This is a genomic window from Phenylobacterium sp. LjRoot97, from assembly GCF_964254345.1.
GTDB lineage: Bacteria > Pseudomonadota > Alphaproteobacteria > Caulobacterales > Caulobacteraceae > Phenylobacterium.
On the sequence record NZ_CAXUTH020000001.1, the window covers coordinates 4,407,512 to 4,431,700 of the forward strand.

Here is a 24,189-nt window from a genome sequence, read left to right on the forward strand (position 1 = left end):
CAGCATCAGGAAAGGACGCGCCATGAAGGGCTTTGTCGACGACATCGAGGAGCTGACGGAAAGCAACAAGGACTTCCGCCGCGTGCTCTACACCGGCAAGCACCTGCAGCTGGTGCTGATGTCCCTCAAGCCCGGCGAGGAGATCGGCGAGGAGGTGCACAGCACCCACGACCAGTTCTTCCGCATCGAGAAGGGCAAGGGCGAGGTCTGGATCGACGGCGAGAAGACCAAGGTGAAGGCCGACTTCGCGATCATCGTCCCGGCCGGCGCCCGTCACAACGTGATCAACACCGGCGACAAGGCGCTGCGGCTCTACACGCTCTACGGCCCGCCCGAGCACCGCGACGGCGTGGTGCGCGCGACCAAGGCCGAAGCCGACGCCAACGAGGAACACTTCGACGGCGTCCTGACCGAGGACGGTCCCGGCACGAAGATCTGATTGTCTGGAAATTTCCTGAGGTTCGACCAATTCCGCGAGGAATTGGTGGAGCCGAGGGGAGTCGAACCCCTGACCTCCTCATTGCGAACGAGGCGCTCTACCAACTGAGCTACGGCCCCAGGAGGCGCGGACTTAGGGGGCGAAGGCGGGGTCTGTCAAGCGGCTGATCGCCGATGCGGCGTCGCGACTTGCCAGCGCCGCCGCGCCAGCCGATACAGGAGGCCCATTCCACTCGGATTTTCTGATGGCCCCGCTGGTCGGCTTTGTCTTCTTCATCATCGACGCGCTGCTCGGATTGCTCGTGTTCGCGCTGATCGCGAGCGCCATCCTGTCCTGGCTGGTCGCCTTCGACGTGATCAATCTGCGCAACCAGTTCGTCTACAACGTCGCCCGCTTCCTCGACGCGGTGACGCGGCCGGTGCTGGCCCCGTTCCAGAAGATCATCCCGTCGCTCGGCGGCGTCGACATCAGCCCGGTGATCGCCATCCTGGTGATCTCGGGCATCCAGCGCTACCTGCTGCCGGCCGCCGCCGGCGCGCTGATGGGCCTCGGCTAGGCCGATGCGCCTGGCCGTGCGGGTGACGCCGAAAGGCGGCCGCGACGGCGTGGACGGCTGGGCCCTCGATCCCGAGGGCCGCCCCTATCTGAAGGTTCGGGTCTCGGCCCCGCCCAGCGACGGCGCGGCCAACGCCGCCGTCGTCGCCCTGCTGGCCAAGACCCTGAAGCGCCCGAAGTCGGCGCTCAGCATCGTCTCGGGCGAAAGCGCCCGGCTCAAGCTGATCGAGATCGACGGCCTGGACGAGGCGGCGGCGCACGCCGCGCTCGGCCCGCCGCCGATCGCCTGATCAGAACTCTTCCCAGCCCTCTTCGGCCCGCGCAGCAGCGCGCGACCCGCCGCCGGCGACCGCCAGGCGCGGCGCCGGACGCTGGCGCGGCGCGGGCGGCGCGGCAGAGGCGACGGCGCCTTCGCCGGTCTTGAACTGACCGATCAGGCGGGCGAGCTCGACCGCCTCCCCGGCCAGCGAGTGGCTGGCGGCGGTCGATTCCTCGACCATGGCGGCGTTCTGCTGGGTCACCTGGTCCATCTGGTTGACCGCGGTGTTGACCTGCTGCAGGCCGACCGCCTGCTCCTGGGCGCTGGCGGCGATCTCGGTGACGATGCCGTTGATCTCGGCCACCTGGCTGACGATCAGCTGCAGCGCCTTGCCGGTGTCGGCCACCAGGCTGACGCCCTGGCCGACCTGAGCCGACGAGGCGTTGATCAGGGTCTTGATCTCCTTGGCCGCCTCGGCCGAGCGCTGGGCCAGCGCCCGCACCTCGGAAGCGACGACCGCGAAGCCGCGGCCCGCTTCCCCGGCCCGGGCGGCTTCAACCCCGGCGTTCAGGGCCAGCAGGTTGGTCTGGAAGGCGATCTCATCGATGACCCCGATGATCTGGCCGATCTGCTTGGAGCTGCCTTCGATCTCGCCCATCGCCGCGGTCGCGCGCTGCACGACATTGGCGCTTTCGGCGGCGTTCGAGCGGGCGGTGGCGACCACGCCTTGGGCATGGTTGGCGCCCTCGGCGGTCCGGCGCACCGTGGCGGTGATCTGGTCGAGCGCGGCCGCCGTCTCTTCCAGGCTGGCGGCCTGCTGCTCGGTGCGGCGCGACAGGTCGTCGGCAGCCTTGCTGATCTCGTCGGCGCCCGAGCGCATGCTCGAGGTCGCCCCGACCACCACGCCCATGGTGTTCTGCAGCTGGCTCATGGCGACATTGAAGTCGTGCTTCAGCGCCTCGTATTCCGGGGCCACCTGCGCCTCGACGCGAGCGGTCAGGTCGCCTTGCGCCAGGCGCTCGAGGGCGCGGGCCAGGGCGCCGACCACCACGTTCTGCTGCTCGGCCACGGCGGCGCGTTCGGCCTCCGAGCGGCGGCGCTCGGACTCGGCCTGGGCGTTGGCCGCCTCCTGGCCGGCGCGCAGGGCGCGGTTCTCGGCCAGCCCGTGCCGGAAGCCTTCCAGCGCGCGGGCGATCTCGCCGACCTCGTCGTGCTTGTCGGCGCCGCCCACCGGCTTGTCGTAGCGGCCGGCCGAAAGCTCGCCCACCGCCGCGGTGATGCCGGCCAACGGCTGGCGCACCAGCTTGCCGACGGCGACGAACAGCGACCCGAGCACCAGGGCCAGGATCACCAAGCCGCCCACCGCGAGCCAGATCGCCAGCTGGCGGGCCGGACCGGTGATGTGCGCGGTCGGCACGTCCATGACCACGGCCCAGGTCGAGTTCAGACCCGGCAGCGGGGCCGGGGTGACCAGGCGCTCGACCTTGCCGGCCGGCTGGTCCAGGCCGCTGAGCAGCACGGACTTGCCGCTCGACATCGCGTCCTTCAGCTCGGCGACGCCGGTGTCGGCATAGGGCTTCATGCGCAGATTGGCGTCCGGGTGCGAGACCCAGTTGGCGGCCGGCGAAACCAGCATGACGCGGCCGTCGCCGAACGGACGCAGCACGTCGAGCTGCTTGGAGACGTCGTCCAGCGCCAGGTCGATGCCGGCCACGCCGATCAGCTGGCCGTTCGACATCACCGGGAAGGTGACCGAGGTCATTGAGATGGTCTTGCCGCCGACCTCATAGGGATAGGGCTCGACGATCGCCGACTTCTGGCTCTGGAAGCTGGTCTGATAGAACGGCTGCTCATAGTCGCTGCCGGTGTCCAGCGGCTCGAGGCTCAGCGACCCGTTGTTGTTCACCCAGTAGGGCGTGAACTGGCCGAGCTTGTTGGAGCCGAATTCAACCTGGCCCATGTGGGCCTCGTCCTGGCCGTCCAGCGCGTTCGGGACCTCCATGAACCAGGCGCCGAGGATCATCGGCGAGGCCGAGGCCGCCGGCTTGATCATCTCGCTCAGCACCTTGCGGTCGCGCACGCCGGCGGCGTGGGCCGCGCCCAGGGTCTGGGCCATCGAGCGGCCGAGGCCCTGGATCTCGCCGATGTCGCTGGCCACCTCGGCGGCGGCCTTGCCGGCCAGCGCCTGGGCGTTGTCATTGGAAAGGTCGCGGACGATGCCGCTAGCGTTGGCGGCCACCAGGGCCGCGGCCAGCAGCAGCAGCGCGCCGATCGCGCAGCCGGCCGCAAGCATGAGCTTCCATGCGATGGATAGACGAGCCAGCATTGAGTCCCCCACGAACTGACTGAACTGCGCAGGTCCTTGGACGGACCTGTCGTTAGGCCGCGGCGGCGATGTCCGGCGGCAGGATGTGATCAAGCGAGAGCAGCGAGACGATGCCGGTGTCGGTAGTCATCACGCCGCTGACATAGGCGGTCGATTCCGGGCTGCCGACTTCCGGCGGCGGCTGGATCAGCCCCTCGGTGACGGTCAGGATGTCGGACACCGCGTCGACGACGAGGCCCATCTGGGCCTCGCCGATCTGCGCCACCACCACCACCGACGAGGCGCTGGGGTTGGCCGGGCCGAGACCGAGCCGCGCGCCGAGGTCGATGACCGGCAGGATCGCGCCGCGCAGGTTCATCATCCCCAGCACGTGCGAGGGGGCGTGCGGCAGCGGCGTGGCCGCTGACCAGCCGCGGATCTCGCGCACCGCCATGATGTCGATCGCATAGGCCTGTTCGCCGATGCGGACCGAGATCAGCTCGGCGCCGGGCGACGGGATGCGCGTTTGGACTTCCATCAGAATTCCTCCCAAGTGTCGGTTTCTCCGACCGGCTCGAGTTTCGCCGCGGTGGCGGCGCCGGAGCTGTATCCCCGGGTCGCGACGGGCTTGCTGACGCGCGGCGCGGGGGTCTTGCTGACGATCGGGCGGCCTTGGTCCTGGCCGATCGAGAACTGGCCCATGAGGCGGGCGAGCTCGACCGCCTCGTTGGCGAGCGCATGGCTGGCGGCGGTGGACTCTTCGACCATGGCCGCATTCTGCTGCGTAACCTGATCCATCTGATTAACGGCGGTGTTGACCTGCTGCAGGCCGACGGCCTGCTCCTGGGCGCTGGCCGCGATCTCCGACACCGAGCCGTTGATCTCGGCGACCTGGGCGGCGATGCGCTGCAGGGCCTTGCCGGTCTCGGCGACCAGGTCGACGCCCTGGCCGACCTGGGCGGTCGAGGCGTTGATCAGGGTCTTGATCTCCTTGGCCGCTTCGGCCGAGCGCTGGGCCAGGGCCCGCACTTCCGAGGCGACGACCGCGAAGCCCTTGCCGGCGTCGCCGGCGCGGGCGGCTTCGACGCCTGCGTTCAGGGCCAGCAGGTTGGTCTGGAAGGCGATCTCGTCGATGACGCCGATGATCTGGCCGATCTGCTTGGAGCTCTCCTCGATCTCACCCATCGCCGCGGTCGCACGCTGCACGACGGCGGCGCTGCGCTCGGCGTCGGTGCGGGCGGTCTCGACCACCTCGCGGGCGTGATTGGCGCCCTCGGCGGTCTTGCGGACGGTGGCGGTGATCTCGTCGAGCGCGGCAGCCGTCTCTTCCAGGCTGGCGGCCTGCTGCTCGGTGCGGCGGGACAGGTCGTCGGCGGCCTGGCTGATCTCGCCGGCGCCCGAGCGCATGCTGGTGGTGTTGCCGCTGATCACCTTCATGGTGTCCTGCAGAGTCGCGACGGCGGCGTTGAAGTCGGTCTTCAGCTGATCGGACTTCGGCGCGAAGGCGACGGTGATGCGGTGGGTCAGGTCGCCGTGGGCCAGCTTGCCCATCGCCTCGCCCAGAGCGCCGATGGCGATGGCGTCCTGCTCGGCCTCGCGGGCCTTCTCTGCCTCACGGGCCTGGCGTTCGGCCTCGGCAGCGGCGCGCTGCTCGGCGGCCTCGGCTTCGAGCCGCAGCTTCTGGATCGCCGCGTCCTTGAAGGCGAGCACCGCGTTGGCCATCTGGCCGATCTCGTCCTTGCGGCCGACCGCCGGCACGTCGACGGTGTTGTCGCCGCCGGCCAGCCTGTCCATCGTGCGGGTCATGGCGTTGACCGGCGTGGCGATGGCGCGCGACAGCAGCCAGGCCATGGCCGCGGCGGCGAGGATCGCCACCAGGCTGCCGCCGACCAGAGTCATGCGCGCCTGGCTGATGGCGTCCTGCTGCTCCTGCCAGCGCTGGGCGACCAGCTTGCGTTGCGCAGTCAGGATCTCGCCCTGCACTTCCCGCACCTTGCTCAGGCGCACGTCGTCGATCATCGCCAGCGCCTGGAACTCGGTGGCCGGGTCCCGCGCCAGGGCGATGATCTCGCCGTTCTTGGCGCGCCACGCCTCGAGCTCGGCCTTCAGGCGCGCCGCGCGCTCCTTCTGCTCGGGCCGCGTCGTACGGCTGGCGAAGCCTTCCAGGCTCTTGTCGGCGGTCGCCGCGTCGGTCTCGTAGGTCTTCAGGAAGTCGGCGTTGCGCGTCGCCGCGAAACCGCGCGCCGCATTCTGCTGTTCGACCGAGTGGGTAAGCACCGCGGTCACGTCCTGGATGTTGAGGTTGCTGACATTGTTCTGCTCGGCCGCCTTCACGGTGACGCTGAGGCTCATGAACACGGCCGCTGAGGCCAGGGTGAAGACCGAAAGGATCACGGCGAACGCCATGATCAACTTCGCCGAGATACGCGCGTTACTGAAATTCACTGTGAGCCCCCAAGAGTACAGATCACAGCATTCGTTAGCGATAACAGGCTTCTGGATTGTTAATCGCGATTAATCACGCCCTGACAGATTGTCGCAGTTGAAGTCCAGATGCGCCGCACTTGTAACACAGTGACAGTGATTATCTACGTTTATGGCGGTATTACTTGACTTCAAGGCCGGGTATTACCTGAAGAATCGCCAGCCATACCGCCATGGCGTTGCAAGCCGCGACACGGTACCCATCTCTCTGACGCCGAAGGACGGCGAGGAGGAGCAAGATGACCGGGCGTGCGCAGTTGGCGGAGGCGATCGCGAAGGCGCGCCGCATCGTGGTCTTCACCGGCGCCGGCATCTCCACCGAGTCCGGCGTGCCCGATTTCCGCAGCCCCGGCGGGGTGTGGAGCAAGATGAAGCCGATCTACTTCCAGGAGTTCGTCGGCGACGAAGGCCGCCGCCGCGAGGCCTGGACCCGGGTGTTCTCAGGCGCCGCCAAGTGGACCGGCGCGCGCCCCAACGACGGCCATACCGCCGTCGCCAGGCTGGTTCGCGACGGTAGGGCCACCGCCGTCATCACCCAGAACGTCGACAACCTGCACCAGGAATCGGGCGTACCGGACGACAAGGTCATCGAGCTGCACGGCAATGCGCACTATGCGCGCTGCCTGACTTGCGGCCTGCGTCATGAGTTCGAAGAATTTCGCGAAAGTTTCACCCAGCGCGGCGAGATCCCCGTCTGCCGCGCCTGCGGCGGCCTGGTGAAATCGGCGACCATCTCGTTCGGCCAGTCGATGCCGCAGGGCCCGATGGACCAGGCCGAAGCGCAGACCCTCGGCTGCGACCTGTTCCTGGTCCTCGGCTCCTCGCTGGTGGTCTATCCGGCCGCCGGCTTTCCGTTGCTGGCCAAGCGCAACGGCGCAACCCTGGCCATCGTCAACCGCGAGCCGACCGAGCAGGACGCCGTCGCCGACATCGTCCTCCACGACGAGATCGGCCCGGTGATGAGCGAGGTGGTCAGCGGCTGAGCCGACGCGGCGCTAGGCGCGCTTGGTCGGCCGCGCGCGCAGCTTGGTCGGCGGCGGGTCGGCGCGGAAGTCGGCGACCGTGCCCAGCTTGGCGTTGCATGCCGGACAACGGATCACGACGTCGTCGGCCAGCGTCTCTTCGATCGACAGCCCGGCGCCGCAGGGCTTGCACTTCCAGTCGTACTGCGGCGGCGGCGGGGGCGGCGCCGGCGGCGCTCGCGCAGGACGCTTCGGCCCCTCGGGCACGACGACCTTCGGGGGATTCTTCAGGGATAGAATCGGGCGGCGCTTGGGTTCGTCGCTCATAGGCTGGGACTGGGGACCTCGTCGGCAGGCCCGCGGCGGCGCGGCCGCGGGGACGGCTGGGGTTTTCCCTTGTCCGGCCTTGAGTTGCAACACCAAACGCCAGGAAACCGCGGCTCGGCGACCGACTGCGCGAGGTGCAGTTCGTCGCAGCGCGGTCCTGCCTCGCCGAACAGCGCTGTTCGTGACAGCTTAAGATGTTTCGGGGTTAAAGAGATCAACGGCCAGCCATGGTTGACCGGCGCCCGCCAACGTGGTGCGTCAGCATCGGCGGCCTGTAGGGCTTACTCGGGGAGAAACCGATGAAATTGAACTGGACTCATGGCGCAGCGCTGCTCGCCTGCGTGGCCATGAGCGGCTGCGACATGATCGGCGGCGGTTCCAAGGCCCCCCAGGGCCAGGTCGTCGCCACGGTGAACGGCGAGGAGATTACGGTCACCGAACTCAATCGCGAACTCGGCGGCGCGCCCGCGGCGGACGCGACCCAGCGCAAGGCGATGGAACAGGCCGCGCTGCAGTCGATCATCACCCGCAAGCTGCTGGCCCAGACCGCCAAGGAAGAGAAGCTCGACAAGACCCCGGTCTTCGCCCAGCAGGAAATGCAGGCCAAGGAAGCGATGCTGGTCGGCGCCATGCAGCGCAAGGTCGCCGCGACCGTGGCCAACCCCTCGCGCGTCGACGCCGAGAAGTTCGTCGCCGAGCACCCGCACATGTTCGCCGACCGCCGCGTGATGGTCGTCGACCAGATCGTCGTCGGCAAGTTCAGCCCCGAGCTGATGAAGCAGTTCGAGCCGCTGACCACGCTTGAGCAGGTCGAGGCCGTGCTCGGCCGTGAGAACCTCGACTTCCAGCGCACGACCACCGTGCTCGACACGCTGAACGCGCCGGAAGGCCTGACCGACACGCTGATGAAGCTGCCGGCCGGCGAGATCTTCATCTTCCCGCGCGGCAACGCCGTGTTCGTCAATCAGATCCGCGAGAGCCGCACCCTGCCGTTCACCGGCGAGCGGGCGATCAACTACGCCACCGCCGGCCTGAAGCAGATGCGCACCCAGGAGGCCGTCGGCCGCCAGATCGAGTCGATCCGCAAGGGCGCGGAGGACAAGATCACCTACAACGACAAGTACAAGCCCGACCCGGCCAAGCCGGCCGCCAAGCCGGCGGCTCCGGCCGCCCCGGCGCCGGCCCCGAACACCTAAGGGCCAAGCCCGACGGACCGATCGAAGGGCGCGGCTCCGGCCGCGCCCTTTTTTCGTGCCTGGCCGCACGGACCGGCGCGTCGCGCGCCTGCGGTCGAGGATCGATGTCAGGAGAAATGGTGCCGCTTACAGGACTCGAACCTGTGACCCCCTCATTACGAATGAGGTGCTCTACCAGCTGAGCTAAAGCGGCCTGGTACGCGCTCGCCGGCCGATTTGGCCTGCGAGGGAGCGCCTACTTAGCGACTCTCGGGGCGCTCGCCAAGCGCCGCCTTCCAGATGGTCGTCGTTCGCCGCCGCGCGGGGCCGGCGGCGGCGGCGGTTCGTCGTCGTCATAGGCCCCGTCGGCGATGTCGTAGGCGGCCGCGACCGCCTCGTGTCCGGCCAGAAAAGCTGCTGAATCGGCATAGGAAATCGGCAATTCAGGCAGCTCGCTCATGGTCCTTTCGCGCCGCTCGTGGCGCGGATGGATGAGCTCGCCGCTCTCGGCGAAACTGACCACCAGCCGCGCCCAGTCGGCCGGCTGGTAGGCGAAGGCGCGGCCCTCGGGATCGAGATCGGACCAGTCCGGCTCCTGCGGCGCGCCGACGCCGCGCGCCATCCAGACCCGCGCCTCGTCCGGCTGCCCGGCGGCGAAGGCGGCGCGCGCGAACAGCCCGGCGATGCGCGCGGTGACCGGTTCGGACGCAAAGCCCTGCGCCGCCTCCTGGGCGCGCTGGGGATCGCCGGCGATCAGCGCCCGTTCGACCAGCAGGATGCGGCTCTCTCGCTCGGCCGGATTCAGCGAGGCCAGCCGCCATAGCCGCTCCCCACGCTGGCGAGGCGTCTCGTCGGTCTTCAGGTCGCGATAGGCCAGCCACAGCGCCGGGTGCGGCGCGGCCTTCCAGGCGTTTTCCAGCACCTGCGACGCGCGGCCGGACTTGCCGTCGAGGCTGAGCAGCCGCGCGGCCATCACCACGCCCGGCGCAAAGCCCGGCTGCAGCTTGGCGGCCTCGGCCGCGCGCTCGAGCGCCTGGGCGCGGCGCTTGGGATCGGCGTCGCCTTCCAGCTGGGCGGCCGAGGCCGCCAGCAGCGCCGCCCGCGCCCGGTCGGCGACCAGCGGCGAGATGATCTTCCGCTCCAGCGCCCCCTTGGCCAGGTCGCGCGCCCCGTCCCAGTCGCCGGCCTCCAGCCGCGCTTCGAGCACCGCGCGCCAGGCCCAGCGGGCGGTCCGCGGTTCGGCATAGGCGGCCTCGGCGTGCGCCGTCGCGCCGGCCTGGTCGCCCTGCGCCAGCGCCAGCTGCATCAGACCCTTGCGCCCGGCCAGGCGCATGTCGGGCAGGCTGAGCATGGCGGTGTAGGCGGCCTGGGCGGCGACCGCGTCGCCCGCCGCCTCGGCGGCCTGGGCGGCCAGCACCCGCACCAGTCCCGGCGCCTCGTCGGCGAGGTCGGCGGCCTTGGCGGCCAGCCGCCGCGCCTCCTGCCCGTCGCCGGCCGCCACCGCCACGAAGCCGCGGGTCAGCACCTCGTTGGCCTGCCGGCGCTTGGCTTCGGCCCGCGCCCGCTCGGCCCGGCGCGGCGCCTCGGCCGCCCAGACCAGCAGCCGCCAGGCCAGCATCGCCGACAGCGCCACGAACAGGGTGATCAGCACGAAGGCCGCAGCGGTCATGTCGGCCCGCCAGCCCAGCCAGGTGACGCTGGCGTGGCCCGGCTCGCCGGTGATGGCCAGCATCGCGGTCGCCAGGGCGGCGACCAGGAACAGGATGACCGCCGTGCGGATCATCCGCCGCTCCGCGCCAGCTGCGACAACTCCTGCAGCGCCTGAGCCCGGATCGCGGCGATCTCACGGTCGATCTTGGCGCGACGCTCGGCCCGGTCGCGCCAGGGGCCCAGCGCGTCCCTGGCGTCGGCCGGCAGCGCCTCGAGCGTCGCCAGCGCGCCGACGATGTCGCCGTCGTCGATCTGCCGCTCGGCCCGCGCCAGGATCGCGTCGGGGCCCTCGCCCGGCACTTCGCCGACCCGGCGCAGCGCCACGACCCGGCTCAGCGCATAGCCGACGCGGGCCAGCACCCCGGCGCCCTCGCCCGGCGACCGGGCGGCGGAGGCCGCACGCGCAGCGTAATCGGGGAAGCTCGCGGCCAGCGCCGCGCGGCTGGGCGCGCCGCGCTCGGCGTCGGCCTGCAGGGCGCGCAGGTCGAGGCCCGGCGCCAGCTCGGCCACGGCCTTCACCTCCGGTGCGAACGGCCGCGATCCCTGCGCCGCCTGCATCAGCGCGCTGGCCGCCAGGGCCGAGGCCGAGGCCGAAGCCAATCGGCCGCGGTCGGCCTCCAGGGCGTCGAGCCGCTGGGCGGCGGCTCCGTCGCCGACGGACTCCGGCGTCATGATCGGGGCCGGCGCCGCCAGCGGGGCGTCCTCGGTGATTTCCGGAGCCGGGGCCGGGGCGGCGAGCGGCGCGACCTCGGCGACCGCGCCGGCGCGCGGCTTGTCGGGATAGATCTCGGGCAGCGTCGGCCCGAACCGCGCCAGGCTGTAGCCGCCGGCCACGCAGGCGACCCCGAACAGGATCAGCGCGCCGACGCCAAGGCCGGCGCGGCGGCGCGAGTAGGAGCCAGGATCGCGCGGGGCGGACAGCTGGTCGCTCATGCCGAACGATCTATCAGATTCAGCAGCGCCGCTTCGAGCGGAAAGGGCGCGGAGGCCCGCGACGCCAGCGGCGTGTCGGCCAGCGGCGCCAGCACCGCCTTCGACAGCCCAAGCACCTTCAGGCCCGGAAGCGGATGGGCGGCCAGCACCTGGGCCAGCACCCGCGCGCCCTTGGCCGAGTGCACGAGCGCGACGTCGGCCTGGCCCAGCGCCTCGATCTGCGCCGGCTCCGGCTCGACCGGAACCGTGTCGTAGAGGGTCAGCGCCCGCACCTCGACCCGAGCGCGTTCCAGCGCTCCGGTCAGGTCTCCGGCCAGCTCGGCCGCGCCGGGATGCAGCACCGCCCCGCCGATCTCGCTGCGCCGCGCGGCGATGCCTTCGGCCAGGGCGTTGACGTCGCCATCCGCCGACAGCACCCGCCGGAAGCCGGCCTCGCGCGCTGCCTGGGCGGTGGCCGCCCCCACCGCAAAGACCTGCAGCGATCGGTCGGGACAGGCCTCGGCGAAGGCCCGCACGCCGTTGGCGCTGGTGAACGCCAGCGCGCCTACGCCCGCCAGGTCGATCTGCGGTTCCTCGATCATCCGCACGGCCAGCAGCGGCACGACCAGCGGCGCGTGCCCGCGCTCGCGCACCCGCGCGGCGGTGGCTTCCGCGCCGGGCTCGGCGCGGGTGATCCAGATCTTCAAGGCGTGCTGACTGCTCATGGCTCAGCTGCAACCCTGGAGAGATGCAGCGTTTGAATCAATCCGCTGCGTTGCAAGATCCGGCTTATTCCGGCGGCAGGATCAGGTCGCCGCCTTCGCGCTTCACCGCCTCGCCCAGCGACAGGCCCAGCGCGCGCGCGGCCTCCTGCGGGTCGGCGGCGGCCGACAACTCGGCCGAGCCCTCGTGGCGGAACTTGTGCACGCCATCGGCCGACAGCGCCTCGACGATCAGGTGCAGCGAGCCGTTCGCCAGCCGCGCATAGGCGCCGATGGCGGTCTTGCACGAGCCTTCCAACGCCGTCAGGGCGCCGCGCTCAGCCGCGACCGCGACCGCGGTCGGGGCATGGCGGATCGCCGCCAGCCACGGCTTGTCGATGTCGCTGACCCGGGTCTCGATGGCCAGCGCGCCCTGGCCGGGAGCCGGCGGATACTCGACCGGGTCGAGCAGGCTCTGCGGCAGGTGGCCGAGGCCGAGGCGGTTCAGGCCCGACATCGCCAGCAGGATGGCGTCGGCCTCGCCCGCGGCCAGCTTGGCCAGGCGGGTGTCGACATTGCCGCGCAGCATGCGCACGTCGAGGTCGCCGCGGCGGTTCAGCGCCTGGGCCTGGCGGCGCAGCGAGGCGGTGCCGAGGATCGCGCCCTGCGGCAGATCCTCCATCTTCTCGACCTTGTGGCTGAGGAACGCGTCGCGCGGATCCTCGCGCTCGGGGATCGCGGCGATGCACAGCCCCTCGGGCAGCAGCGCCGGCATGTCCTTCATCGAGTGCACCGCGCAGTCGATAGCGCCGCTCAGCAGCGCTTCCTCGATCTCCTTGGTGAACATGCCCTTGCCGCCGATCTCCAGCAGCCGACGGTCCTGCACGCGGTCCCCGGTCGTGGTGATCACCACGATCTGGGCGACGGCCTCCACCTCGGCGGGGTTGGTCGGGTCGGCGCCGAGGGCGGCGGCGATACGGCGCTGGACGATGCCGGTCTGGGCCAGCGAAAGCTTGGAGCCGCGGGCTCCGATCCGGACGGGCGGTTGCGTGGGCACGACGCGCAGTCTACCTCGGCGGTTCAAAGGAAGCCCCGGCCTATAGGACCGGACCGAAAGCCGCAACCGGCGGGAGCCCTTAGTTGACAGAGCCGCTGACCGTCCTTGGCCTGGAAACCAGCTGCGACGAGACCGCCGCGGCGGTCGTGCGCCTGGACGCCCAGGGCGGGGTCGAGGTGCTGTCTTCGGTGATCGGCGCCCAGTTCGCCCTGCATGCGCCTTATGGCGGCGTGGTGCCGGAGATCGCCGCCCGCTCGCATGTCGAGACCATCGACGCGGTCGCCGCCGAGGCGATGAAGACCGCCGGCCTCGGCTATGGCGACCTCACCGGGGTCGCGGCCACCGCCGGCCCCGGCCTGGTCGGCGGGGTGATGGTCGGTCTCTCGTTCGGCAAGGCCGTCGCCCTGGCCCGCGGCCTGCCGCTGGTCGCGGTCAACCACCTGGAAGGCCACGCGGTCTCGGCCCGGCTGGCGGCCGACATCCCCTATCCGTTCCTGCTGCTGCTGGTCTCCGGCGGCCACTGCCAGCTGCTCAGCGTCGAGGGGGTCGGGGCCTGCAAGCGCCTCGGCTCGACCATCGACGACGCGGCCGGCGAGGCCTTCGACAAGATCGCCAAGTCCATGGGCCTGCCCTATCCGGGCGGTCCGGCGCTGGAGAAGATGGCGGAAGGCGGCGATCCGGCGGCCTACGACCTGCCCCGCGCCCTGCTCGGCCGCAAGGGCTTCGACTTCTCGTTCTCGGGCCTGAAGACCGCCGCCGCCCGCTTCGCCGCGACCGTCGAGACCGACGCCCAGCGCCGCGACCTGGCCGCCGCGGTCCAGGGCGCCATCGCCCGCCAGCTGTCGGAGCGCACCGAGCGCGCCATGGTCGCCTATGCCGAGCAACGCGCCGGCCAGCCGCTGCGCTTCGTGGTCGCCGGCGGCGTCGCCGCCAACAAGGCGGTGCGCGCGGCGTTGCAGCAGATCGCGCAAAAGCACGGCTTCTCGTTCGACGCCCCGCCGCTCGCCTACTGCACCGACAATGCGGCGATGATCGCCCTGGCCGGCGCCGAGCGCCTGGCGCTGGGCATCTCCGATCCGATGGACGCCCCGGCCCGGCCGCGCTGGCCGCTGGACCCGGAGGCGGCCGCCGCCAACCCCACCCACGCATTCGGCCGCAAGGGAGCCAAGGCATGAAGACCGCAGGCGTCATCGGCGGCGGAGCCTGGGGCACAGCGCTCGCCCTGGTCTGCGCGCGCGCCGGCCTTTCCACCACGCTCTGGGCCCGCGAGCCCGAGGTGGTCAGCGCCGTCAACGAGACGCGCGAGAACAAGACCTTCCTGCCCGGCGTGGTGTTCGACGCTCCGGTCCGCGCAACCGGCGACCTCGCCGAACTGGCCGGCGCGGACTTCGTGTTGAACGTGACCCCGGCCCAGCACTTCCGCTCCAGCCTCGACGCCTTCCGGCCCCACGCCCGCGCCGGCGTGCCGATGGTGCTGTGCTCCAAGGGCGTCGAGCAGGGCTCGCTGAAGCTGATGACCGAGGTCCTCGACGAGGGCCTGCCCCAGGCCGTGCCGGCGGTGCTGTCGGGGCCCAGCTTCGCCGCCGACGTCGCCCGCGGCCTGCCGACCGCCGTCACCCTGGCCTGCCCGGACGACGAGATCGGCTTCCAGATCGCCGCGGCGCTCAGCCTGCCGACCTTCCGCCCCTACCTCGCCACCGACATGATCGGCGCCGAGATCGGCGGGGCGGTGAAGAACGTGCTGGCCATCGCCTGCGGGATCTCCGAGGGCAAGGGCCTGGGCCGCAGCGCCCACGCCGCCCTGATCACCCGCGGCTTCGCCGAGATGACCCGCATGGCCGTGGCGCTGGGCGCGGAGGCCGAGACCGTCGCCGGCCTCTGCGGGCTGGGCGACCTGGTGCTGACCTGCTCCTCGCCGCAGTCGCGCAACATGAGCGTCGGCCTGGCGCTCGGCGGCGGCCAGACGCTGGAGCAGGCCCTGGCCGGCAAGGTCTCGGTGGCCGAGGGCGTCGCTTCGGCGCCCGCCGTCGTCGCCCTGGCCCGCAAGCTCGAGGTCGAGGCCCCGATCTGCGAGGCCGTCGCCGCCATCCTGGCCGGGGAGGCCCAGGTCGACGAGGCCATCGCCGGCCTGCTGTCGCGCCCGATCAGATCTGAACGCTAAAAGGAACGCCCGTGACCCTCTTCGTCCTGCACTGCCTCGACAAGCCCGCCTCGCTCGACCTGCGCCTGGCCAACCGCGAAGCCCACCTGGCCTATGTCGGCGGCTTCAAGGCCCACCTGAAGCTGGGCGGCCCGATGCTGAACGAGGCTGGCGAGATGGCCGGCTCGATGCTGATCGTCGAGTTCGACGACATCGCCCAGGCCCGCGCCTTCTCGGCCGACGACCCCTACGCCAAGGCCGGGCTGTTCCAGCGCGTCGACATCACCGCCTTCAAGCCGACGCTCGGCGGTTTCGCCAGCTGATGCGCGACGGCCCGGACAATCCGGCCCGGCCGGGCGCCGGCGTGGCGCTCTGCGCGCTCGCCGACCTCGCCGATCCCGGCTCGAAGGGCTTCCGCTTTCGCGTCGACGGCAAGATGTTCGCCGGCTTCGTGGTGCAGGTCGGCGGCCAGATTCGCGGCTATGTCGACAGCTGCCCGCACGCCGGCTGGCCGCTGGCCGCCTGGGACGACCGCTACCTGACCCGCGAGGGCGACCTGATCCTCTGCGGCGGCCACGCGGCGCTGTTCCGGCCGCTCGACGGCCACTGCGTCGTCGGCCCCTGCGCCGACCAGAAGCTTACCCCCTGGCCGGTTCAGGTGGTGGGCGGCCAGATCCTGACCGCCTGATCCTAGCCCCGCGCCGGGAACGTCTCGGCCGCGAAGGCGGCGACGTCCTCGACCAGGCCCGCGGCGGCCAGCGTCACCAGCTCGCCGCCCTTTTCCGGGGTCGCCAGCGCCGGGTCCGAGCCCATGCGGCCGTCGGGATAGCGGGCGCGGAAGTCGAGCGCCTCGCGGATCGGCCCGGTCGGGGCGATCTGCGGCGAATAGTCGGCGGTCTTGATGGCGTCCGGATAGGCCCACTGGGTCACGGCGATTTCCGACGGCGTCGCATGGCTGCCGTGCCCGACCGGGAATTGCCGCTGGGCCAGGGCGTTGACGCCCTTCAGCTCCCACCAGTTCTTGAGCTTGCAGGCGAAGCCGCGCTCGGCCTTGGCGAAGCTGGCCTCTGCGTAGAGCTCGGAGAACGCCGCCTCGATGGTGGCGACGTTGCCGCCGTGGCCGTTCAGGAAATAGATCTTCTCGAAGCCGTGGCCGGCCAGCGAGCGGCACCAATCGCCGATCGCGGCGATGAAGGTGGTCGGGCGCAGCGAGATGGTGCCGGGGAAGCCCAGGTGGTGCTGGGCCATGCCGATGTTGAAGGTCGGCGCGATCAGGAGATCGGAGTCCTTCTGCGCCTCGTGGGCGATGATCTCCGGGCACAGCCAGTCGGTGCCGAGCAGGCCGGTCGGGCCATGCTGCTCGTTCGAGCCGATCGGCACGACCACCGTCTTGGAGCGTTGCAGATAGGCTTCGATCTCTTGCCAGGTCGACAGGTGCAGCAGCATGCGGAAATTCCTACTTGGTCGTGCGAAAGCGCACACTAGCCCCCGAACGGGGCTTTGATCCAATCGGCGCGCGCCGGTGCGACGGCGTCGCGCAGGCGATCACTCGAAATCGTCGTCGCCGGCGTCGTCGGGACCAGGCTCGTAGACCAGCAGGTCGCCCGGCTGGCAGTCGAGCTCGCGGCACAGCGCCGACAACGTCGAGAACCGCACCGCGCGCGCCTTGCCGGTCTTCAGGATCGAGAGGTTGGCGATGGTCACGCCGACGCGGTCGGCCAGCTCGGTCAGCGACATCCGCCGCTGCAGAAGAACTCGGTCGAGATTGACGCGGATGGGCATGGCTTCAGATCGTCAGTTCGGCTTCGCGGCGCAGGCGCGCGCCTTCGCGGAACACCTCGGCCAGCACGAACACGACCAGCACCGAGAACCAGGCGGTCGGGCTGAACTCCGGCTGCGAGATCGCCGCGTCGGGCAGCGCCCAGGCGCCCAGCCCGTAGATCACATAGCGGCCGATTTCCAGGCCCGCGAGCACCAGGCCGATCACCCGCAGGCGCCGAACGTTCTCGGGATGGAAGGGGTCGCCGGCGGTCAGGGTGGCGAAGATCCGGCGCAGCCGCTCGACGATCACCAGCACCCCGGCGAGGTAGAGGCCGGCGGCGGCCAGGCCGCCTAGCAGCACCGGGCCGCCGGCGTCGATCTCGGTCCCGCCGCCGGTCCGGATCGACATGTTCTTGATCAGCTCGGGATTGAAGCTGAAGAGGACGGCGGCCAGCATCATCAGGCCGACGGCGCCGATGCCGATCCACAGGGCGAAGAACACCACGTCGAGGATGATCTTCAGAAAGCTCGAAACCGAGCCTGGCCCCAGGGCGCGCATCGCCGTCCTCCGTCCTCTCGCAGCAAGGCGAGCTTAGGCGAAAGCCCCGCCCGTCACCAAGGCGGCGATCGGCAGCGCGGCCATCAGCACCGCGGCGATCATCAGGGTGCGGTCGAGGTGGTTCATCAGAGACACAAACATGGAGACAATTCCTTCTTCTTATGTTGCACCGCAGCATGTGGCGCTGCGAAGCTTGGCTTTCAATAGCCAAACGCCGTTTTTCGATCAAACTAAACATCGAAAAACGATATTAAACTTTTGCAATGCAACATGAACGGCCCTGGCCTATGGTCCGCCGCCCCTCGTACCCAGGTAGAAGCTCATGGCCCTGAAACTCGAACCCGGCGCCAAGCTGGTGGTCGCCACCCACAATCCGGGCAAGGCCCGCGAGCTGGCCGCGATCCTCGACAACCGCTTCGAACTGGTCACCGCCGGCGAGCTGGGCCTCGGCGAACCGGACGAGACCGAGAGCACGTTCGTCGGCAACGCCCTGCTCAAGGCCCGCGCCGCGGCCGAGGCCAGCGGCCTGATCGCCCTGGCCGACGACAGCGGCCTGTCGGTGGCCGCCCTGGGCGGCGCGCCCGGCATCTACTCGGCCCGCTGGGGCGGTCCGGAAAAGGACTTCGTCGGGGCGATGAAGAAGGTCGAGCAACGGCTCGAGGAGGAAGGCGCCGACGACTTTTCGGCCTGGTTCACCTGCGCCCTGGCCGTCGCCTGGCCGGGCGGCCCGGCGGTGGTGGTCGAGGGCCGTGTCGACGGGACCCTGGTGTTCCCCGGCCGCGGCGACCGCGGCCACGGCTACGACCCGATCTTCGTCGCGCAGGGGGCCGACATCACCTTCGGCGAGATGGACCCGGACGCCAAGGACCAGATCAGCCACCGCGCTCTGGCCTTCGCCAAGCTGAAGGCCGCGCTGCTTTGACCGCCGACCTGGGCCTCTACGTCCACTGGCCCTACTGCGCGAAGATCTGCCCCTACTGCGACTTCAACGTCTACCGCGACCGCGGCCGCAGCGACGAGCAGGCCGCCCTGGTCCGCGCCATCGCCGCCGACCTGGAGGCTCAGCGCGCCCTGACCGGCGATCGCCGGCTGGTCTCGATCTTCTTCGGCGGCGGCACCCCCTCGCTGATGGACCCGGCCGCGGCCGGCGAGCTGATCGCGCTGGCCCGCCGGCTCTGGACGCCGGCCGCCGCGGTCGAGGTGACCCTGGAGGCCAATCCCACCGACGCCGAGACCGACCGCTTCGCCGCCTTCGCCGCCGCCGGGGTCGATCGCCTGTCGCTCGGGCTGCAGGCGCTGGACGACGCCAGCCTCGCCCTGCTCGGCCGCAACCACGACGCCGCCGAGGCCCGCCGCGCCGCGCAGGTCGCCGCCGCCACCTTCCCGCGGCTCTCGGTCGACCTGATCTACGCCCGCCCCGGCCAGACGCCGCTGGCCTGGCGCGACGAACTGCACGCGGTCCTCGACCTCGGGGCCGAGCACGTCTCGCCCTACCAGCTGACCATCGAGGCCGGCACCGCCTTCGACCGCGCCGTGCGCCGCGGAACCCTGGTCCCGCCCGGCGACGAGACCGCCGCCCAGCTCTACGAGACCACCCAGGCCGTGCTCGAGGCCGCCGGCTTCGACGCCTACGAGGTCTCCAACCACGCCCGGGGCGAGGCCGCCCGCTCGCGCCACAACCTCGTCTACTGGACCGGCCAGGACTATGTCGGGGCGGGCCCCGGCGCCCATGGCCGCCTGACCCTGGACGGCGCGCGCACCGCCACCTTCGCCCACGCCAGGCCCGCCGACTACATCGCCGCCGCCCTGGCCGGCGACGTCGCCGCGCGCGAAACGCTGTCCCCGGTCGAGGCGGCCGAGGAACGGCTGCTGGCCGGTCTGCGGATCACCGAGGGCCTGCCCTTCGCCGACGTCGCCGCTCTGGGGCTGACGCCCGACCATGCGAAGGTCACGGACCTCGTCGCCGCCGGCCTCATCGCCCCGGATCGCAAGCGCCTGCGCGCCACGCCCGCCGGCCGACTGCTGCTCGACCATGTCACCTCCAGGCTTGCGACCTGAGCGATAACCGGCGAAGCCTTGCCCCCATGTCGCGTCATCCTCCCCCGCCGGCCCTCTCCGAAGCCCCGCTAGATCCCGGGCTCTATGTGGTCGCCACCCCGATCGGGAACCTGCGCGACATCACCCTGCGGGCGCTCGACGTGCTGGCCGGCTGCGACCTGGTCCTGGCCGAGGACACCCGCGTCGCCGCCAAGCTGCTCAGCGCCTACGGCCTCTCCAAGAAGGTCGAGCGCTACGACGAACACTCGGCCGAGCGCAGCGGCCCCAAGGCCCTGGCCCTGCTCGCGCAGGGCGGCCGCATCGCCCAGATCTCCGACGCCGGCACCCCGCTGGTCTCCGACCCCGGCTTCCGGCTGGTGCGCGAGGCGCTAGCCCAGGGCTCGGCCGTCTATCCGATCCCGGGCGCCTCGGCGCTGCTGGCCGGGCTGGCGGTCGCCGGCCTGCCCACCGACCGCTTCCTGTTCGCCGGCTTCCCGCCGCCCAAGAGCGCCGCGCGCAAGGCGTTCTTCGAGGAGCTGGCCGGCATTCGCGCCACCCTGGTGTTCTTCGAGGGCGGCTCGCGCCTCGCCTCCAGCCTCGCCGACATGGCCGCCGTGTTCGGCCCGCGCGAGGCTGCCGTCGGCCGCGAACTGACCAAGCTCTACGAGACCGTGACCCGCGCGCCGCTCGACGTGCTGGCCGCCGACCCGAAGATGGACTTCCCGAAGGGCGAGCTGGTGATCCTGGTCGGCCCGGGCCGTGAAGAGGCCGCCACCGCCGCCGACGCCGACACCGCCCTGGCCGACGCCCTGACCCGACTGAAACCCGCCGACGCGGCCGCCGAGGTCGCCAAGGCGCTCGGCCTGCCGCGCCGCGATCTCTACCGGCGGGCCATGGAGCTCAAGCAGAAGTGAACCGGCAGGCCCGCGGAGCCGCCGCCCGCGTCGCGGGTCGCCGGGCCGAGGCCTTGGCCGCGCTCTGGCTGATGGCCAAGGGCTACCGCATCCTCGGCTTCCGGTTGCGCACGCCACAAGGGGAAATCGACCTGCTGGCCCAGCGCGGCCAGGTGCTGGCGGTGGTCGAGGTCAAGCAGCGCACCACCCTCGAAGCGGCGCTGGAAGCGGTCACCGAAACCCAGCGCGAGCGCCTGCGGCGGGCGGGGCGCGCAATCGCCGCACGTCGGCCGAGCTTGCAAAACATGGCCGTTCGGCTCGATTTGATCGCCCTGGCGCCCGGACGGCTGCCTGTTCACAGTCCCGACGCCTGGAAGGGCGCATAACTCCGATCGCGATGACCCAAGAGGACGCCGAAAACGTACTGCGCGAGGCTGGCCAGGCGCCGGACGAGAGCTTCCCGCTGCTCGACGCCGCGGTCGCCTGCGCCGTGCACGAGGACCCCGCCCGCGATCCGCGGCCGGCGCTCGACCTGGCCAAGCTGGGCGTCGAGCGGCTGTCCGCGCGCCTGCGCTCCGAAAGCCCGGAAGAGGCCCTGGCCGAAACCCTGGCCGGCGATCTCGGCCTGACCGGCGACCTCCTGACCTACGACCATCCCGACAACGCCTGCGTGGTTGCGGTGGCCGAGCGCCGCCGCGGCCTGCCCGTGGCGCTGGGCGTCTTCTACCTGCACGTGGCGCGCAGGTGCGGGCTGTCGGTCCAGGGCGTCGACTTCCCCGGCCACTTCCTGCTGCGCATCGAGACCGTCGAGGGACCGCTGGCGCTCGACCCGTTCAGCGAGGGCCGCGTGGTGCTGCCCTCCGAGCTGACCCGCCGCGCGCTGCACGCGGGCCTGACCCCCAACGTCGCCGACCGGCTCGACCGGCTGATGGCGCCGGCCAGCGACCGCGCAGTGCTGATCCGGCTGCAGAACAACGTCTTCGCCCGCGCCACCGCGGCCGGCGACTTCGGCCGCGCCGAGCGCGCCGCCCTGCGCCGCGCCCTGCTCGACCCGCTCGACCACCGCCCTTGGCTCGACGTCGCCGCCGCCCGCGAGGGCCAGGGCGCCCTGGCCGGCGCGCTCGAGGCCCTGGCCCACGCCAGCACGCTCGACGGCGGCGCGGCCCTGGCCGCCCGCGCCCAGCGCGAACGCGTCCGCCTGCGGCTGAACTGACAGGCGTTGCAGCGCTTCTGGGTGGCGCGCCGCCGCCGCCCGGCCTATCTCAGACGCCTTGGCCGTTTAGGAGCTACCCATGTCGTTGAAGGTCGCCGTCCAGATGGACCCGCTCGAGGCCATCAAGATCGAAGGCGATACGACCTTCCTGATGATGCTGACGGCCCAGGCCCGCGGCCATTCGCTGTTCGTCTACACGCCCGAGCGGCTGCTGCTGGAAGAGGGTCGGGTGTTCGCCCGCGGCCGTCCGGTGACCGTCCAGGACGTCAAGGGCGACCACGCCAAGTTCGGCGACTGGGAACTGGTCGAGCTGTCGGACTTCGACGTCGTCCTGCTGCGCCAGGACCCGCCGTTCGACATGGCCTACATCACCTCGACCCACTTCCTCGACGTGATCCACCCCAAGACCCTGGTGGTGAACAATCCGACCGAGGTGCGCAACGCCCCCGAAAAGCTGTTCGTCACCGGCTTCCCCGGCGTGCAGCCGCCAACCCTGATCACCTCGGACGTCGAGGCGATCTATGCGTTCCGCGCCCGGCACGGCGACATCGTGCTCAAGCCGCTCTACGGCGGCGGCGGCTCGGGCGTGGCGCGGCTGCTGGCCGACGATCCCAACCTCGACGCCATGCTCGACCTGCACCGGATGATCGGCCGCGAGCCGGTCATCGCCCAGAAGTTCATCCCCGCGGTCAGCAAGGGCGACAAGCGCATCCTGCTGGTCGACGGCGCGCCGGTCGGGGCGATCAACCGCGTGCCCGACGCGGGCCAGATCCGCTCGAACCTCGCGGTCGGCGGCCGCGCCGAAGCAGTCGAGCTGACGGCCCGCGACCGCGAGCTCTGCGAGATCATCGGCCCGGAGCTGAAGCGCCGCGGCCTAATGTTCGTAGGTATCGACGTGATCGGCGACTACCTGACCGAAATCAACGTCACCTCGCCGACCGGCGCGCGGGCGCTCGAGCGGTTCACGGGCGTCAATGCGACGGCGATTCTTTGGGACGCTATTGAAGCCGCACGCACAACGGCTTAGGTTGCAACTCCAAGAGACACGCATAAGTCGCGGAATCGTCTCATCTTCCCTATAGGTTCGACTTTTGTTCTTGATCCGGCCCGCACGGCGTGCTGGGATTGTGGATAAGTTGAGCCATTTCTAGGGGTTGGCATGGCTTCCCGTGTCGTCACTGTAGCCTTTCAAGGCGTCGAGGCCCGCCGCGTCGACGTCGAGGTCCAGCTGACCACCGGCGAGGTCAAGTTCATGCTGGTCGGCCTCGGCGACAAGGCCGTCGCCGAAAGCCGCGAGCGGGTCCGCGCCGCCTTCGCCGGTCTCGGCCTGGCCATGCCCAGCCGCCGGATCATCGTCAATCTGGCCCCCGCCGACCTGCCCAAGGAGGGCAGCCACTACGACCTGCCGATCGCCCTGGCGGTGATGGCTTCGATGGGCGTGCTGCCGCCCGACGCCCTGACCGAGTGGGCGGCGATCGGCGAGCTCTCGCTCGACGGCCGCATCGTCGCCGTCGCCGGGGCCTTGCCGGCCGCCGTGGCCGCCGGCGGCCTCGGGCTCGGCCTGATCTGCCCGGAAGCCTCCGGGCCGGAGGCGGCCTGGGCCGGCGAGACCCGCGTACTGGCCGCCCCGTCGCTGGTGGCCGTCGTCAATCACTTCCGCGGGACCCAGATCCTCGCCCCGCCCAGGCCCGGCGCGATGCTCGACGGCGAGCGGGTCCGCGACCTGCGCGACGTCAAGGGCCAGGAGAACGCCAAGCGCGCGCTGGAGATCGCCGCGGCCGGCGGCCACAACCTGCTGTTCTGCGGCCCGCCCGGCTCGGGCAAGTCGATGATGGCGGCGCGGCTGCCGGGCCTGCTGCCGCCGCTGTCGCCGGCCGAGCTGCTGGAGACCTCGATGGTCCATTCGGTGGCCGGCCTGATCGCCAAGGGCGAGCTGACCCGCGCCCGGCCGTTCCGCACCCCGCACCACTCGGCCAGCATGGCCGCGCTCACCGGCGGCGGCCTGCGGGTCAAGCCCGGCGAGGTGTCGCTGGCCCACAACGGCGTGCTGTTCCTCGACGAACTGCCGGAGTTCTCGGCCCAGGCGCTCGACAGCCTGCGCCAGCCGCTGGAGACCGGCGAGGTCGTCGTCGCCCGCGCCAACGCCCACGTCCGCTATCCGGCCCGCTTCCAGCTGGTCGCCGCCCAGAACCCCTGCAAGTGCGGCCTGGGCGGGGCCGGCCGCGGCGCCTGCGGGCGCGCGCCGCGCTGCCAGACCGACTACCAGATGAAGGTCTCCGGCCCGTTCATGGACCGCATCGACCTGCAGGTCGATGTGCCGCCGGTCAGCGCCGCCGACCTCGCCCTGCCGTCGCCGGCCGAGGGCACCGCCGAGGCCGCCGCCCGCGTCGCCCAGGCCCGCGCCCTGCAGGCCGACCGCGCCGGGGCCGAGGGCGCGCCGCTCAACGCCCGCGCCGAAGGCGACTTCCTCGAGAAGATCGCCGACCTCGCCCCCGACGCCCGCGCCCTGCTGGCCAAGGCCGCGGAGGCCGGCGGCCTGACCGCCCGCGGCTGGACCCGCACCCTGCGCCTGGCCCGCACCATCGCCGACCTGGACGGCGCAGGTTCCGTGCGCCGCGCCCATATCGCCGAGGCGCTGATCTATCGCCGCGCCGGCCAGCCGGGCGATCTCGTCCGCGCCTGACGCCCCGGCGTCCGCGC

Annotated in this window: 27 protein-coding genes and 2 tRNA genes; 16 read left to right on the forward strand and 13 right to left on the reverse strand. The window is 71.3% G+C overall.

All coding sequences use genetic code 11. The features are described from left to right. Nucleotides 1-22: 22 nt before the first annotated feature. A complete protein-coding gene (locus ACSQ2H_RS21900) occupies nucleotides 23-439 on the forward strand; it encodes a cupin domain-containing protein (protein WP_436063473.1) in 417 nt (138 codons plus the stop codon). A 43-nt stretch (nucleotides 440-482) separates the two neighbouring features. On the opposite strand, the gene ACSQ2H_RS21905 is transcribed toward ACSQ2H_RS21900, so the two are convergent. Then, nucleotides 483-558: transfer RNA gene (locus ACSQ2H_RS21905), tRNA-Ala, on the reverse strand. A gap of 125 nt (nucleotides 559-683) precedes the next feature. Between ACSQ2H_RS21905 and ACSQ2H_RS21910 the strand changes: the two genes are divergently transcribed. Further along, nucleotides 684-995, forward strand: coding sequence for a YggT family protein (locus ACSQ2H_RS21910; RefSeq protein WP_269627600.1), 312 nt, complete (start codon nucleotides 684-686; stop codon nucleotides 993-995). A gap of 4 nt (nucleotides 996-999) precedes the next feature. Further along, nucleotides 1,000-1,284, forward strand: a complete 285-nt coding sequence (locus ACSQ2H_RS21915; RefSeq protein WP_436063474.1) for a DUF167 family protein — start codon at nucleotides 1,000-1,002, stop codon at nucleotides 1,282-1,284. Here ACSQ2H_RS21915 and ACSQ2H_RS21920 read toward each other — a convergent pair whose 3' ends face one another. Genes ACSQ2H_RS21920 through ACSQ2H_RS21930 form a run of 3 tightly spaced genes read right to left on the reverse strand, consistent with a single transcriptional unit; the run spans nucleotide 1,285 to nucleotide 6,003 of the window. Beyond that, a complete protein-coding gene (locus tag ACSQ2H_RS21920; RefSeq protein ID WP_436063475.1) occupies nucleotides 1,285-3,579 on the reverse strand; it encodes a methyl-accepting chemotaxis protein in 2,295 nt (764 codons plus the stop codon). 52 nt (nucleotides 3,580-3,631) lie between these two features. Further along, a complete protein-coding gene (locus ACSQ2H_RS21925) occupies nucleotides 3,632-4,096 on the reverse strand; it encodes a chemotaxis protein CheW (RefSeq protein ID WP_436063476.1) in 465 nt (154 codons plus the stop codon). Next, nucleotides 4,096-6,003 (reverse strand): HAMP domain-containing methyl-accepting chemotaxis protein, encoded by a 1,908-nt coding sequence (locus ACSQ2H_RS21930; RefSeq protein WP_436063477.1) that lies wholly within the window; start codon nucleotides 6,001-6,003, stop codon nucleotides 4,096-4,098. Before ACSQ2H_RS21930 ends, ACSQ2H_RS21925 begins: the two co-directional genes overlap by 1 nt. A gap of 278 nt (nucleotides 6,004-6,281) precedes the next feature. Between ACSQ2H_RS21930 and ACSQ2H_RS21935 the strand changes: the two genes are divergently transcribed. Beyond that, complete coding sequence (locus tag ACSQ2H_RS21935) at nucleotides 6,282-7,025, forward strand: SIR2 family NAD-dependent protein deacylase (protein WP_436063478.1); 744 nt, start codon at nucleotides 6,282-6,284, stop codon at nucleotides 7,023-7,025. A gap of 12 nt (nucleotides 7,026-7,037) precedes the next feature. Here ACSQ2H_RS21935 and ACSQ2H_RS21940 read toward each other — a convergent pair whose 3' ends face one another. Next, the gene (locus tag ACSQ2H_RS21940) at nucleotides 7,038-7,271 is read right to left on the reverse strand and encodes a hypothetical protein (RefSeq protein WP_436063479.1); all 234 of its coding nucleotides are present in this window, start codon (nucleotides 7,269-7,271) and stop codon (nucleotides 7,038-7,040) included. Between the two features lie 359 nt (nucleotides 7,272-7,630). Here ACSQ2H_RS21940 and ACSQ2H_RS21945 point away from each other — a divergent pair, with 359 nt between their 5' ends. Beyond that, the gene (locus tag ACSQ2H_RS21945; RefSeq protein WP_436063480.1) at nucleotides 7,631-8,527 is read left to right on the forward strand and encodes a SurA N-terminal domain-containing protein; all 897 of its coding nucleotides are present in this window, start codon (nucleotides 7,631-7,633) and stop codon (nucleotides 8,525-8,527) included. Between the two features lie 117 nt (nucleotides 8,528-8,644). On the opposite strand, the gene ACSQ2H_RS21950 is transcribed toward ACSQ2H_RS21945, so the two are convergent. From ACSQ2H_RS21950 to hemC, 5 genes are all read right to left on the reverse strand, one after another. Further along, nucleotides 8,645-8,720 (reverse strand) — tRNA-Thr (locus tag ACSQ2H_RS21950). A gap of 42 nt (nucleotides 8,721-8,762) precedes the next feature. Further along, nucleotides 8,763-10,289 carry a heme biosynthesis HemY N-terminal domain-containing protein gene (locus ACSQ2H_RS21955; protein ID WP_436063481.1) on the reverse strand — a complete coding sequence of 509 codons (1,527 nt, stop codon included), beginning with the start codon at nucleotides 10,287-10,289 and terminating at the stop codon, nucleotides 8,763-8,765. After that, nucleotides 10,286-11,149, reverse strand: coding sequence for a COG4223 family protein (locus tag ACSQ2H_RS21960; protein WP_436063482.1), 864 nt, complete (start codon nucleotides 11,147-11,149; stop codon nucleotides 10,286-10,288). Before ACSQ2H_RS21960 ends, ACSQ2H_RS21955 begins: the two co-directional genes overlap by 4 nt. Then, nucleotides 11,146-11,853: a uroporphyrinogen-III synthase gene (locus ACSQ2H_RS21965; protein WP_436063483.1), complete on the reverse strand. Its 708-nt coding sequence runs from the start codon at nucleotides 11,851-11,853 to the stop codon at nucleotides 11,146-11,148. Before ACSQ2H_RS21965 ends, ACSQ2H_RS21960 begins: the two co-directional genes overlap by 4 nt. Nucleotides 11,854-11,917: 64 nt before the next feature. Beyond that, complete coding sequence (gene hemC / locus ACSQ2H_RS21970; RefSeq protein ID WP_436063484.1) at nucleotides 11,918-12,886, reverse strand: hydroxymethylbilane synthase; 969 nt, start codon at nucleotides 12,884-12,886, stop codon at nucleotides 11,918-11,920. Between the two features lie 83 nt (nucleotides 12,887-12,969). On the opposite strand from hemC, the gene tsaD reads away from it, so the two are divergent. From tsaD to ACSQ2H_RS21990, 4 genes are read left to right on the forward strand one after another with little or no spacing between them, the layout of a single operon-like run. Next, on the forward strand, nucleotides 12,970-14,061 hold the full coding sequence (gene tsaD, locus ACSQ2H_RS21975; RefSeq protein ID WP_436063485.1) for a tRNA (adenosine(37)-N6)-threonylcarbamoyltransferase complex transferase subunit TsaD: 1,092 nt from the start codon (nucleotides 12,970-12,972) through the stop codon (nucleotides 14,059-14,061). Next, the gene (locus tag ACSQ2H_RS21980; protein WP_436063486.1) at nucleotides 14,058-15,047 is read left to right on the forward strand and encodes an NAD(P)H-dependent glycerol-3-phosphate dehydrogenase; all 990 of its coding nucleotides are present in this window, start codon (nucleotides 14,058-14,060) and stop codon (nucleotides 15,045-15,047) included. The genes tsaD and ACSQ2H_RS21980 overlap by 4 nt, the downstream gene beginning before the upstream one ends. Before the next feature lie 11 nt (nucleotides 15,048-15,058). Then, a complete protein-coding gene (locus ACSQ2H_RS21985) occupies nucleotides 15,059-15,349 on the forward strand; it encodes a YciI family protein (RefSeq protein ID WP_436063487.1) in 291 nt (96 codons plus the stop codon). Beyond that, nucleotides 15,349-15,714, forward strand: a complete 366-nt coding sequence (locus tag ACSQ2H_RS21990) for a Rieske (2Fe-2S) protein (protein WP_436063488.1) — start codon at nucleotides 15,349-15,351, stop codon at nucleotides 15,712-15,714. Before ACSQ2H_RS21985 ends, ACSQ2H_RS21990 begins: the two co-directional genes overlap by 1 nt. A gap of 2 nt (nucleotides 15,715-15,716) precedes the next feature. Here ACSQ2H_RS21990 and ACSQ2H_RS21995 read toward each other — a convergent pair whose 3' ends face one another. From ACSQ2H_RS21995 to ACSQ2H_RS22005, 3 genes are all read right to left on the reverse strand, one after another. Next, on the reverse strand, nucleotides 15,717-16,472 hold the full coding sequence (locus ACSQ2H_RS21995) for a creatininase family protein (protein ID WP_436063489.1): 756 nt from the start codon (nucleotides 16,470-16,472) through the stop codon (nucleotides 15,717-15,719). Between the two features lie 99 nt (nucleotides 16,473-16,571). Continuing rightward, on the reverse strand, nucleotides 16,572-16,808 hold the full coding sequence (locus ACSQ2H_RS22000) for a helix-turn-helix domain-containing protein (protein WP_436063490.1): 237 nt from the start codon (nucleotides 16,806-16,808) through the stop codon (nucleotides 16,572-16,574). Between the two features lie 4 nt (nucleotides 16,809-16,812). After that, on the reverse strand, nucleotides 16,813-17,346 hold the full coding sequence (locus ACSQ2H_RS22005; RefSeq protein ID WP_436063491.1) for a DUF2975 domain-containing protein: 534 nt from the start codon (nucleotides 17,344-17,346) through the stop codon (nucleotides 16,813-16,815). A 322-nt stretch (nucleotides 17,347-17,668) separates the two neighbouring features. Here ACSQ2H_RS22005 and rdgB point away from each other — a divergent pair, with 322 nt between their 5' ends. The 7 genes from rdgB (at nucleotide 17,669) to ACSQ2H_RS22040 (ending at nucleotide 24,172) form a co-directional block, all read left to right on the forward strand. Beyond that, nucleotides 17,669-18,268, forward strand: coding sequence for an RdgB/HAM1 family non-canonical purine NTP pyrophosphatase (gene rdgB, locus ACSQ2H_RS22010; RefSeq protein ID WP_436063492.1), 600 nt, complete (start codon nucleotides 17,669-17,671; stop codon nucleotides 18,266-18,268). Beyond that, nucleotides 18,265-19,404 (forward strand): radical SAM family heme chaperone HemW, encoded by a 1,140-nt coding sequence (gene hemW, locus ACSQ2H_RS22015; protein ID WP_436063493.1) that lies wholly within the window; start codon nucleotides 18,265-18,267, stop codon nucleotides 19,402-19,404. The genes rdgB and hemW overlap by 4 nt, the downstream gene beginning before the upstream one ends. A 26-nt stretch (nucleotides 19,405-19,430) precedes the next feature. Beyond that, nucleotides 19,431-20,297 (forward strand): 16S rRNA (cytidine(1402)-2'-O)-methyltransferase, encoded by an 867-nt coding sequence (gene rsmI, locus ACSQ2H_RS22020; RefSeq protein ID WP_436063494.1) that lies wholly within the window; start codon nucleotides 19,431-19,433, stop codon nucleotides 20,295-20,297. Then, complete coding sequence (locus tag ACSQ2H_RS22025; protein ID WP_436063495.1) at nucleotides 20,294-20,662, forward strand: YraN family protein; 369 nt, start codon at nucleotides 20,294-20,296, stop codon at nucleotides 20,660-20,662. Before rsmI ends, ACSQ2H_RS22025 begins: the two co-directional genes overlap by 4 nt. 11 nt (nucleotides 20,663-20,673) lie before the next feature. Then, complete coding sequence (locus ACSQ2H_RS22030; RefSeq protein ID WP_436063496.1) at nucleotides 20,674-21,489, forward strand: transglutaminase family protein; 816 nt, start codon at nucleotides 20,674-20,676, stop codon at nucleotides 21,487-21,489. Between the two features lie 79 nt (nucleotides 21,490-21,568). Further along, nucleotides 21,569-22,516 (forward strand): glutathione synthase, encoded by a 948-nt coding sequence (gshB, locus tag ACSQ2H_RS22035; RefSeq protein ID WP_436063497.1) that lies wholly within the window; start codon nucleotides 21,569-21,571, stop codon nucleotides 22,514-22,516. Nucleotides 22,517-22,648: 132 nt separating this feature from the next. Further along, nucleotides 22,649-24,172, forward strand: coding sequence for a YifB family Mg chelatase-like AAA ATPase (locus ACSQ2H_RS22040; protein ID WP_436063498.1), 1,524 nt, complete (start codon nucleotides 22,649-22,651; stop codon nucleotides 24,170-24,172). The last annotated feature ends 17 nt before the right edge of the window (nucleotides 24,173-24,189 follow it).